This is a genomic window from Bradyrhizobium sp. HKCCYLS1011, from assembly GCF_051167795.1.
In the GTDB taxonomy this organism is placed as follows: Bacteria; Pseudomonadota; Alphaproteobacteria; order Rhizobiales; family Xanthobacteraceae; genus Bradyrhizobium.
In genome coordinates, this window is sequence record NZ_JBNPTT010000015.1 from 21,109 (window position 1) to 33,017 (window position 11,909).

An 11,909-nucleotide genomic window follows, 5' to 3' on the forward strand; every position below is an offset into this window, starting at 1 on the left:
CTGTGAACATCCGACATAGGTCTCAAGCCGATTTCGGCCGCACGCGACTATGGGACGGACCTGGGTCAGTCGTCACCATAACTGCTCGGTCGGGCCTTGGCCGTAGCCAAAGTGGATAACGTAATGGCCAATGCTGCAAGAGGAATGCTCCAGTTTGATTCAACTGGCGGGTCCTCTGACGTCAGGTACCACTAACCGAGGTGTGATAATAGCCCGTCCCCAATGACCAGCCGGTTCGTAGGTGCGCCAGCAAGGCTGCCAAATTGGCCTGGAACCCAGAACGACACGCCGGCCTCGTCAGCCCAAGCCCACAGAGAGGACCAACAGCGCAATGGTTGCTACCTCCAGGTAGAGGCGGCGCCGCAAAACACGGGGTGCCGACTCCGGACCCAGTACTGCATTGTCGCTCCTCCTCAAGAAGCCAGCATGCGTGGTCCTGGAAACAATCCGGCTCCGCTACGCTCCGTCTATGCAAATCCGGCAAGGTGCCGATTGCCGGGACGATTGAGGGTATCTGTGTCCAAGCCGACATAGTCGGCCGAGTCTCGGTTTGGGTTTGCGACTTGTCTATTCCCCGAAAGCGTAACGAAGCCAAGGTCAACGGCGGCCTCGATGACGCATTTCGTGTCCTAGCGCCCCGCACTCTGGAACTGCGTGACATTGGGCGCGGGCGGGTTCGGATATTGCTTGACCGATGCCAAATACTCCTCGACGATCTTGATCGCGGGTTCACTGGCGAAGGGAAACAACCCAAAGACGTTGAGATCCTCATGTGGGTCCATCTCTATGTTGAAGATCTTGGGATAACCGGCCATGGGAGCACTGGCTGACCCAGGTCCAGGCTGACGCTGTGGGCCGATTCCAGTCGGGTACACATCGGTGAAGTACACGCGCCATTGCTTCCACCGCGCAGCGACCAGGTCGCCGCCGATGAAGCTCAACAGACTATCACGCTTCCCTGTCTCGCTCTGCCCGCGCAGCACATCGGCCTGATCAACGCCGTCAATAGGACGGTCGCTGGGCAGCTTGGCACCGATGATGTTGGCGAAGGTTGGAAAGAAGTCCATAATGGAGAACATTGCGTAGGAGGTCGTGTCTGGCTTGATGTGGCCCGGCCAGCGAATGAAACAGAAGGTGCGGATCGAGCCCTCGGTGGCTTCACCAAGTTCGCCGCGAAACGGGCCCGGGCTGCCCATGTCCGGCGTTCCTTCGTTGCCATATTCGCGAAAGGCTTCTCCAGACGGGCCGTTGTCAGACGCAAACACGAGCAGCGTACTATCATCCACGCCGAGTTCCTTCAGCGCGTCCAGGATCTGGCCGACATGATAGTCACCCTCCATAAGCTTGTCGCCATAGTTGCCAGTGCGAGACTTGCCCTTGAACTCACTGGACGGCAGGTTGGGAATATGCCCCATAGAGAACGGCAAATAGAGGAAGAAGGGCTTCCCTGCGGCTTTCTGTCGCCGCATAAAGTCAATTGATTTGTCTACAAGCTCATTGTCGATAGTGGCACGCACCTCCGGCGTGAAGGGCTTGACGTCGTGCAACTCCCCGCCAGCCGTCGCCTCGACAATTTGCGGCCCCCGGGCCAGCAACACGTCGCGCGGCGCGGGCGCAAAATGCGTGAGTTCGATCTTATCAACGTAAGTTGAGGAGTCCCATGTCATGTCGGGAGGAATGCCGTAGTACTCGTCGAACCCGTGCGCCGTCGGAAGGCTTTGCGGGTCTTTGCCCAGATGCCACTTGCCGAAGATGGCCGTGGCATAACCTACGCTCTTGAACAGTTCGCCCATCGTGACCGAACGGGCCGACAGTGTGTTCGGCCCGCCTGGAACGAGAATGAGCGATAGCCCCTCGCGGATCGAGTAACGTCCCGTCATCAGGGCCGTTCGCGACGGCGTGCACGCCGGCTCGACCAGGAACTGGGTTAGCCGCAAGCCTTCGCGGGCCAGTTGGTCAACCCGCGGCGTCGGCGCGCCGCGCGGCTCGCCCCCGCCATAGGGACCAAGGTCGCCGTACCCCACGTTATCGGCGAGAATGAAAACGACATTTGGCTTTGTCGGCTGCTGCATGGCTATCGGCGGCGTTTGCGCTTGCGTTGAGGCGGGAAACAAAACTCCCGAAGCAATTGAAAGCGCCGCCAAGCCCGAGAGCAAGGCTCGGCGGTCGATAGCACTTGCTGGCTTCATTGTTGTCCTCCCGTGCAACCTCGACGAGACTTCCTTGACCAAGGCGCCGACCCCGTATTGATCCCGATCAGTCCCGTTCTTACGACGCGGCGAAAACCGACATGGCTCGTCGAAGTGTCGACCGGTTCGGCATGGCGTGTCGCCGGGCGATAGAGCCGGCAGTAATTCGGCGCACACAGATGCGAGCCACCTTTGATGACCTTCCGCGGAATCCTCGGTGTTCGAGAGCCGCGGATCGTAGCTGGCCGATACGGGGCCACCGCGCGGATTTTCCGGAATGCAGCAGGCCTTTTGCGCCGCGGCTTCATGTCCTTGAGTGTACCAGTACGTGATCCACTCCCAGACATACCGATAACGTCGTAGAGCCCATAGCCGTTCGGCGGATATGTCATCACCGGCGAGGTGAGTTCAAAGCCGTCTCGGCTTTGGCTTTCGAAGGGGAAATAGTCTTGCCAGATATTGGCGATGTGCTTGCCGTCTGGCGTCAATTCATCACCGTAAGGACGCCGCCAATTCGCGCCCTTCATGAGCGTCCACCATTGGCTCCAGTCGCGTGGATCGACTGGAAGCGTTGGAGGCGTGAAAACGAGCGAGCCGGCAAATATCAAATGCGGCAACGAGCCCGGATAATCCTTCGGGTCGGGTACAATTTCGGCAAAAGTGGCATGGCCGGTGGCGCGAGCGAATGCCTGGAATTGTCTATTGGGCGTCTGGTCGATCCAAAAGCCACTTACCTTGACGCGATGGGCCGGCACCTCCTCAGGATAGTGCTCGTCGGACCCCATGGTGAACGTACCGCCCGGGATCCAGACCACCCTTGGATGATCTGGCTCATCCGAAAAGGATACGCCTGCCGCAAAGTCGACCTCGCCCATGCGGTACTCGCAGCGGACTTGTTCACAGTGGCCCTACCTACTCGCAGAGGCGCAACCAGCCTATGCAGTTTCGGCAGGAAAGGGCCCAACAATGGCTTCGAACGGTGAATGCCGAAGATAGCGAGAAGTCCTTGGGATGGCATCTAACGGCCGCCTTGCCGCGTTCCGTGGTATTCTCTCAATGGCGAAGCGACGCCCGACGGCAAGTTGGTCTCTGGGCGGTTACGGGACTTCGGAGGCCTCTTGATGGGTGCGCCGGACCTTCGGTCGAAGCAATCTGCCGAGTTTGCATAGCGCGTGCGGTATCGCGGCCTACGATCGAGGCGATTTGCCGGCCCAAACAAAACCAGACCGATCGAAGGAAATACATGTGTGAGGTTCGCCGCCCCGGCAAGGACATCTCGCGGCGCGCATTTGGCATCGAACAGACTCCGTTGGCGTTTCATGATCCTTTGATGGGAGACTTTCATGAAAACTATCGTTCCCATGGTGCTGTTGGTACTCATGGTTGCGCAATCGCCTTCACAAGCCGCGGATTTGAATGGGGCATGGACGGTCGACACCGCGTCCTGTGGTCAGGTGTTTACTAAGGAGGATAACAAGCTTGCGTTCAAGCCGGACGCCGATATGCATGCAGGCGGCTTGATCGTGCGTGGGAAACAAATAACCGGCACATTTCAAAAATGCACTGTCAAATCGCTGCACGATGACGGGGCGAATGCGAAAGTGATTGCGTCGTGCTCGGATGGCGTTTCTGTTTCAGACATAGCATTCGAAGTGACATTCTCCGGAGAGAACATGATCACGCTCAGCAGCAAGGAACCGGTGCCGGTAGAAATGCGATATGTTCGCTGTCCGCTGTGAAACCTCGCACCGACGGCGGGAAGTTTACGTCGGTGGTCCGGATATGCACATGATAAAGCTAACGTTGAGCTCGTCCTTTTGTACGTACCAGACGGCCTATCAGTCCTCCGGACGCTCGCTTCCGGTTGAGCCTTTGACTCATTTCGGAAGTTGAGTCGAGGCGTAAGCAAAGCGCCGACAACGGAATCGGCGCAAGGCTTAGAGCTTGCGCCGATGTTCCGACCGGCGAGGCGGATCAGCCAATCGCAATCAACCTGTCATCTGCTCTTTCCCACTGTCACGAATTCGTTCATCATCGCCTGCTTGCTGATCGACGTGCAGACTCATTGAACAGGCTGAGAATATCCCGAAAATTTTCTGCACGTATGGCTTGTCTATCGCAACCCTGGAAGCAGACGTCCTCGGCGCGGACTGGAAGATCAGAAACGGGCCAAATCCGGACTCATGCACTGCAACGTGCTATGCGGATTCGGCAGATCTCCGATCGCGTGCAAAGTGATGTGCCTCGACTGCCGCTCCGGGAACTAATGATGCGACCTCACAAGGGTGCGGAGCATGTCGGGACCACGAAAGTGGTACGCTACAGGTTCCCCAGAGTCTGACGCCCCGCCCGATCAATGCCGCATATGGTCGTGCCTGTTGCTCCGATTTCGGCGCTGCGAATTTTTCCGAAGTAGCATAGTCAGGCGTCGCAACGTCGATAGGCTACTGCCGGACGTGGCATCTCGCGCCACGGTCCGAGCGCAAGGAGCAAGCCATGACAAATCTAAAAATTCTTGGCGCGGTGGTGATTGCGGCATCCGCCCTGTGCAGCCGCAGCCCAGCACTAGCCCAATGGTACATTTCTGATCCAGCCGCCTCTGAAGATGAATTTGGCAACACCATTGGACGTCCCTCCTCCTACGGTCCGCGCACCGGCTATTATCAGCGGCGAACGGCCTATCGGCACCCGGCGGGCGTTGCCGCAGGGGTGACGGGCGCTGCCGTCGGCACGGCTGCCGCAGTCGCGTCGCCTTACGCAGGTGGTCCGTACTATAGGGCCAGGGTGAGGGGGGCGATGGCGGCCTTCCCATCCGCGTCTTGCTCGACGGGTGAAGGTTGTGTTGGCCAGTCTGCCAACTGGAATTTGGTGGCGGCCTATCGCACGGGTGGGCCCTTTTACGGCTATAGCGGATGGGCTGACTACAAGGCCCGCAACGGTATTGTTTGCACCCCCGGCACGCCTGGCTGCCAATAAGAAAATCAGTAAGACGAAGGAGGCGGCTCAAGAGCCGCCTCCTTCTGGCATCGCCGGATCAGGCTTCCAACCGTGACGTTGATCACCGCCAGCGCAAGGGCTTACGGCGCTTCCTGCGACCGCGTTGTGGCCGACGCTGCCAGTGATGGTCCGGTGCCAATATCATCCGCCCAGATGCTACTGTCGCCATCGAAGCGCTCAGAATGATTGCGAGAGTCTACTGTGGGTCAAAACGCGAAACACTCGGCCTGAATAATTCCGGTCCGCTGACCACCCCCGAGCAGATCTCAAAGCGGCGGCTCGCCACTTCGCTAATGGGCCAAATGCGGTACTGCTGCTATCAGCGGAACCCACTACCCCTACCTCTTTGGCAATGCATGGATACCCCGCTCTATATGACTCCGCCGCTTGCAGGAGCTTGATGGCCTCCGCAGCGGGCACCTTGTCGGAGTCACGCCGATAGCGGCTACTGATCGCGCCGGTTAGTTTTTTCTTGAACTCGGACAGCGGCATTGGCCACGACCGGGATAGCAAAGATTGACCGCAGTAACGATGGCCCGATTGCTCTGATGCCGCCGAACGAGCGGACACGACTCCAATCTATGAAATCGAACGACCGGCCGTCGGCCATTCGCCAGAGCGCATCGTTTGCCTATTGATTGCCGCTGAGCGCAAATCGTCAAGCCGGGCGAGCTGAAGATTGACGTCCGGGGCGATCTCACTGGGATCTTGGCGATTTCGCTCAAAACGAAAACCCCGGCCACAAGGACCGGGGTTTCGCAAGTTGAGATGGTTGCGGGGACGCGCAACCACCGATACCGACATTCAGTTGCGGTTTCAATTTGACCATGACAGGCGGAGGATTCCATACCCACGATCGCCGGTGCCGCGCGCTCGAAGAACTGCAGCAGCGTATCGCGCCGAAAGCGAACCTTCTGGATAACTGCGCCGTCGCCTCCCAGGCCGACAACGTGGAAGATGTTCTTTCCAATATCTATTCCATAGACCGCTGCAGCGCGCGGGGTATTGCATTGGGCCATTGCAACCTCCTTTGGTTTGGCAGCCTCATGATGAGGCGGGAGGACGGGGCGGACCATCCCATTAGTGGTGACGCCCACGGCCAAGCGGAAAGCTGTCGCGCATCTCATTGGCGTTCACGGGATGAGCGAACGGCGGGGGTGTAAAGCCATCGGCTGCTGCCGCATGACCATTCGATACCAGACGAGCCGTGTCGATGATGCCGAGCTACGTCAGCGTATGAGGGTGATCGCCCATGAGCGCCGCCGCTTCGGCTATCGTCGCCTCCACGTCCTGTTCAAGCGGGAGGGCTATCTGGTCAATCACAAGAAGCTGTTCCGGCTCTATCGCGAGGAGCGGCTGACGGTACGCCGCAGGGGCGGCCGCAAGCGGGCCATCGGGACCCGAGCACCGATGACGGTGCCGGTGCTCCCGAATGATCGCTGGTCGCTCGACTTCGTGTCGGATCAGATGACCGATGACCGGCGCTTCCGTGTCCTGACCGTGATCGACGACTGCACCCGGGAGTGCTTGGCGCTGGTGGCCGATACCTCACTCTCGGGCGCCCGGGTCGCACGAGAGCTGGACCGGCTGGTCGCCGAGCGCGGCAAGCCCGGGATGGTGGTGAGTGACAACGGGACCGAACTCACCAGCAATGCCATCCTGACATGGGCCGATCAGAGCCGCATCGCCTGGCACTACATCGCGCCGGGCAAACCCATGCAGAACGCCTTCATCGAAAGCTTCAACGGACGGCTGCGGGATGAACTGCTGAATGAGACGCTGTTCACCTCGCTCGCCCAAGCCCGCGTCGCGCTCCGATGCTGGCGGGCTGACTATAATGACGCGCGGCCACACTCGCAGCTCGGCTGGAAGATGCCGACCGAGTTCGCGGCCACCTGCAATCCGCGTCGGGATCTGCCGCTGCGCTATGTCGAAGGCTCCGCGCCAGCTCCCGCCGCTACCACCGCCCGGATGGCACACCCAACCGCCTGAACGAACTCAGACCTGGATAAAACTTGGGGGCAAGGTCAGTCACGACAAGTCGCGGCTCAAGGTGGCTCCGATCTGCTCCAGCGCCCAATCGACCTGATCGCTGGTGATCACAAGTGCCGGGGCGATGCGGATCGTGTGTCCATGGGTATCCTTGGCAAGAATCCCCTTGCTCTGCAGCGCCTGACAATAGCGACGCGCTTCGCCTGCTTGCGGGTGAAGTTCAACTGCCAGCATCAGCCCACGCCCCCGCACCTCGCGGATGACATTGGAGCGGATGCTCCTCAGGCCATCGAGGAAGCGCGCGCCCTGCACGGCGGCGTTCTCGATCATCCCTTCCTCGACGAGCACGCGCAGGGCTGCCCGCGCCACCGCACAGGCGAGCGGGTTGCCACCGAAGGTCGAGCCGTGTTGGCCAGGTCTCAGGGTACCGAGCACCGCGTTATTCGAAAGGACGGCCGACACCGGATAGAAGCCGCCAGACAACGCCTTGCCCAGCAGCGTCACATCCGCCTCAATATCGTCGTGCTGTTCGGCGAGCAGCTTGCCCGTGCGACCTAGCCCGGTCTGGATTTCATCGAGGATCAACATGACATCGTGCGCGGTGCAGAGCTCGCGCACATTCGCGAAGTAGCCGGGTGGTGGAACGATGACGCCGGCTTCCCCCTGGATCGGCTCGACCAGGAACGCGACTGTGTTCGGCGTGATCGCCTCCTCCAGCGCCTTGGCGTTGCCAAAGGGAATGATCCTGAAGCCTGGCGCGAACGGTCCAAAATGTTCACGTGCCGCCGCGTCGGTGCTGAAGCCGATGATGCCGAGGGTCCGTCCGTGGAAGTTGTCGGCGCAGACGATGATCTCGGCTTGCCCATCCGGCACGCCCTTGACCTCGTAACCCCACTTGCGCACGGATTTGATCGCGCTCTCTACCGCCTCGGCACCGCTGTTCATCGGCAGGATCTTATGAGAGCCAGTAAGTGCCGCGATTTGCTCGTAGAAGGGGGCCAGTTGGTCGTTGTGGAAGGCACGGGAGGTCAATGTCAGTTTACCCGCCTGTTCCACCATGGCGGCCAGGATCTTCGGATGGCAGTGGCCCTGGTTCACAGCCGAATAGGCGGAGAGGCAATCGAGATAACGGTTACCTTGCGTATCCCACACGAAGACGCCTTCGCCGCGCGACAGAACCACAGCGAGCGGCTCGTAGTTCTGCGCGCCAAAGCGCGCCTCCCTTGCGATGAAATCAGAGACCGGTCGACCCATCTTTTCGTCACTCCTGTTGCAGCGAACTGACAGCAACCGGCTTTTCCACTCGCGCTGACCATGGCGAGGACATCGGCTTGCATGCAGCTGCACAATTGTCGGGAGCAACAATTGCCTGCCTGCAGCTTGACCAAGAAGGCAACGCAATCGGCACGATCCCAGGTGAGGACCGTGACGAGGCTACAATAGGTTCAAATCGTGCTCGCAACACTCGATTCTTGCGATTGGTTGGACGGGAAGGTTCCCGGCTCGGGCATAAATAGATCCGTGCCGCGACCTCTGCGTCCCGAACCCTGTCATCGGGCTGCATAGCGAAGTCTATGCATTTTGATTTCATCCGACCACAACTATTTCCGCTCGTCCCTGACGTAGCCGGGGTTAATCCGGGGCTGGCACTCTATAGGTATTGTCAGTTGGTTGCGGGTGCCCGAACACCCGATTCCTTGCGATTGATTGAACGGAACGCTCCCAGGCTTGCCGCGCAAATAGAATCCGATAGAGCCGCTGATTAAGAGGCGTATGATCTGCTTGGAAAATCAACGTTCAATCCGACAGACTTGCCGTTGCTTGGCGTCAAGCTTCGTTAAGGCGAATGCAGAGGCCGCCGCCTCGATGCGTTCACATCGCCTTGGCGAGCGCGAACAACCGGAAATCCTCGAGCGCCGCGTGCCGATGCGGGGCGGCTTCGCGCCGAATTAATGTCGTTTCCATCCTGCATGGCCGCGCCTTCGCTGCAAATAATGCCTCGGCGTAGCCCACCAACACGATAGCAAGCGCACCCGGTGCGAGCTCTCGCCATATCGTGGTATCCAAGTTTGGTATCGTGAGGCTTGGAAGTCCAGATGGGATGTGCCCGCGACCAGCACGCCGATTGCTTCCCCTCCGAGCTGCCCAATCAGGATTTGGCCCCGGACATGACGATAAGTGCCGCGGGCAGCTCGGCGCAAAATGGCGCAACAACAGCATTGCGGCGAGGCACAGTACGGCTGGAGCAAGCGAAGCCTCCGCGAGCTGTTGCAGAACGTGCCAAGGCTTCGCGGAAAAGTTGCCAGAGGAGTCACTTAGTTATTGAACTTGCACGGCAACGGCGGCTTTGGTGTTATCGGGTGTATCGCCGCGCCTGTCGGAGGTCGCTTGAACTATTGCTTCTAACGTGCCCCTAAATGAGCTTTGCGCAATGGTTGTACCAAGGGTACCTGTCGATGGCGTAACGGCCTCTGTTCCAAAAAGAGCGAGCAAAATATGGATATCGGCATTCTTTTTATTCAGCTTGCGAACAGTATCCTGAAACTTGGTTGTGGAAGGTTGGCCGACGTAGCAAACGCATGCCAAAGAGGTCTCCGTCATGTCGAGCGAAAGGAATTTTGACACGGATAAAGCATCTGCTTCTTCCGCCTGCGCTCCGATTTCGTGATGCCGCAGCAGACAAGCCAATACTAGCGCCGCCGCCTCATCGAGCTTGCTGGACCCGGGAATGCAGAGAACCGAACGTGGTGATTCGTTTTTTTCTTCAATTAACGAGGGTTGCAACTTTGCTTGCTCAATTGCGATCGCGGCGCCGGGGCTGGAGCTCAAGTCTGGAGGCGGAAGGTCCGAGGCTCTTACATCGTAGTGCGTTTCCAGATGAGTCACCAACTCGTCAACGGTTGATACAATTCGATCCAGACGTTCTTCGTCGAGATGACCTAATCGGCGGTCGGCTTCGGCGAGCCTCAAACCTTCCAGCAGGATCGAGTCACAATAGTCTTCGAGCGATGACCCTCTAAGAAACTCATCCGCTTGTTCTGCTGCTTCGAGTGGATCGCCGGCAAGCATCCGCTGGTAGATCAGTTGAGAGGGACTCAACGGAGGCTGGTCACCAAGCATGACGTCGAGGAACTTGAGCCGCTCAACGTGACGTCCCACGACAACGAGGCATACCGTCAAAGGCGTCGCTATCACAAGTCCGACTGGGCCCCAAAGCCATGTCCAGAACGAAGCAGACAGAATGATGGCGACTGGGGACAGGCCAGAACTATGACCGTAAACAAGAGGCTCGATGACTTGTCCGGCAAGCAGTTCCAGCACTACGAACAGGAGAGCCGTCTGCAGCAACATTTCCCAGCCAGAGCCGACAGCCGCAGCCAGCGTGAGTGGAAATATCGCTGAGATCAAGGCACCGATATACGGCACGAAACGTAGAACCATCGACATCAGACCCCAGAGCGGAGCTGAAGGAACGCCAATCAATTCGAGACCTGTGCCAATCGCCAAACCGAACACGGCATTGAAAATAATTTGGGTGAGGAAGAGCTTGCTCAGCCGTTTGCCAGCATCATCGAGGGCAGCGGTTGTGCGCTGAATATCTCCCGAGCCGGCAAGGCGGACTAGCCGATTTCTGAGATCCTCCCGTTGCAGCAGGATAAACGCCACAAAGATCACGACGATTCCCGTCGTCGTGAGTGGTGAAAGCAGTGGCTCGATGATCTTGGCCAGTGTTGTCAGAGCGCCGGGGTCAGGTTGTCTGATTTCGACCGGTATCGGAAACGCCTTATCCGATGCTTGCCTCGCAGGTCCATTGTCGGTCTGGCCGGCTACACTCCCGCGTTGCAGTTCTGTTCCCAATTCCTTGAGAACGGTGGACGCCTGTTTCAACGTCCCAGGACCGCCCATCAAACCGCGGAGACTCTCGACCTTGTCGCTCAGCGTTTGCTGATATGCAGGCAGTTGGGCGGCCAGGCGAGTTGCCTCGGACACCATCAGGCCACCCAGGCTGAAAATGATAGAAAACCCGAAGAAGACGACGATTATTACCGAAGCGGTACGTGGAACGCGCCAGGAATGCAGACGGATGACCAGGGGTGCAAGGGCGAAGCTCAGAAGGACGGCTAGCGCTAACGGAACGAAAATTTCCCTGCCAAAATAGAGTCCAGCAATAATCATCGCGGCCACGGCCATGTTGGTGAGCACCGTGCCGCGCCGTTGTGTTAGCTTTATTTGAGCCGGCTTCTCCTGCAACTAGGTGTTCCTCGCTCCGGCCGAACTGCCGATGAAATTCCTCTTACCAAATATCAGATTGGGCATCTGCACCCTGGAATTGGCGCACTATTTCTTCGCCCTCCTGCCACCCGTTTGGAGCAAAATCCTAGTCGGCTTTCGCCTTTGACATTCGTCAACGCTTGCACCTTGGTACAATGTCGGTTGTATCCCGGATTGCCGGGCCCATCATGTCGATGTCGCCCTCGGCCGCTTGCGAAGGCGGGCTGCAGCCCCTGCTCCTGCATCGTGCCGGCTGGATGGATTACCACCCACCAGCAAATCAATGCCGGACTTCATCTCATTCCTGTTGCCGTTGCCCGAACACCCCTGGCCCGGCGATTCCGTTGGATGGCACCTGCGCTACTGATCAGTCACGAGCCCCGGACACCGTCCGGGGCCTTTTTTCTTCGTGGTTTCCGGGATCACAACCGTTGCGTCGGATCCCGGGATTGACGGACT

Annotated in this window: 5 protein-coding genes and 3 pseudogenes; 2 read left to right on the forward strand and 6 right to left on the reverse strand. The window is 58.8% G+C overall.

Annotated elements, in window-relative coordinates:
* Positions 1 to 629 precede the first annotated feature (629 nt).
* The gene (locus ACQR1W_RS36460; protein ID WP_434855294.1) at positions 630 to 2,189 is read right to left on the reverse strand and encodes an arylsulfatase; all 1,560 of its coding nucleotides are present in this window, start codon (positions 2,187 to 2,189) and stop codon (positions 630 to 632) included.
* Positions 2,186 to 3,064: pseudogene (locus tag ACQR1W_RS36465) on the reverse strand (formylglycine-generating enzyme family protein). Before ACQR1W_RS36465 ends, ACQR1W_RS36460 begins: the two are co-directional and overlap by 4 nt.
* Before the next feature lie 468 nt (positions 3,065 to 3,532).
* Between ACQR1W_RS36465 and ACQR1W_RS36470 the strand changes: the two are divergent.
* Entirely contained in the window at positions 3,533 to 3,928 is a 396-nt protein-coding gene (locus tag ACQR1W_RS36470; RefSeq protein ID WP_434855295.1) for a hypothetical protein, read from the forward strand.
* A 2,091-nt stretch (positions 3,929 to 6,019) separates the two neighbouring features.
* Here the strand turns inward: ACQR1W_RS36470 and ACQR1W_RS36475 are convergent.
* Positions 6,020 to 6,205: pseudogene (locus ACQR1W_RS36475) on the reverse strand (IS110 family transposase); the annotation flags it as partial.
* Between the two features lie 64 nt (positions 6,206 to 6,269).
* Between ACQR1W_RS36475 and ACQR1W_RS36480 the strand changes: the two are divergent.
* Positions 6,270 to 7,198: pseudogene (locus ACQR1W_RS36480) on the forward strand (IS3 family transposase); the annotation flags it as partial.
* A gap of 19 nt (positions 7,199 to 7,217) precedes the next feature.
* On the opposite strand, the gene rocD reads toward ACQR1W_RS36480, so the two are convergent.
* The 3 genes from rocD to ACQR1W_RS36495 form a co-directional block, all read right to left on the reverse strand.
* Positions 7,218 to 8,432 (reverse strand): ornithine--oxo-acid transaminase, encoded by a 1,215-nt coding sequence (rocD, locus tag ACQR1W_RS36485; RefSeq protein WP_434855296.1) that lies wholly within the window; start codon positions 8,430 to 8,432, stop codon positions 7,218 to 7,220.
* A 618-nt stretch (positions 8,433 to 9,050) separates the two neighbouring features.
* On the reverse strand, positions 9,051 to 9,245 hold the full coding sequence (locus ACQR1W_RS36490) for a hypothetical protein (protein ID WP_434855297.1): 195 nt from the start codon (positions 9,243 to 9,245) through the stop codon (positions 9,051 to 9,053).
* A 252-nt stretch (positions 9,246 to 9,497) separates the two neighbouring features.
* Positions 9,498 to 11,429: an AI-2E family transporter gene (locus ACQR1W_RS36495; protein ID WP_434855298.1), complete on the reverse strand. Its 1,932-nt coding sequence runs from the start codon at positions 11,427 to 11,429 to the stop codon at positions 9,498 to 9,500.
* Positions 11,430 to 11,909 lie beyond the last annotated feature (480 nt).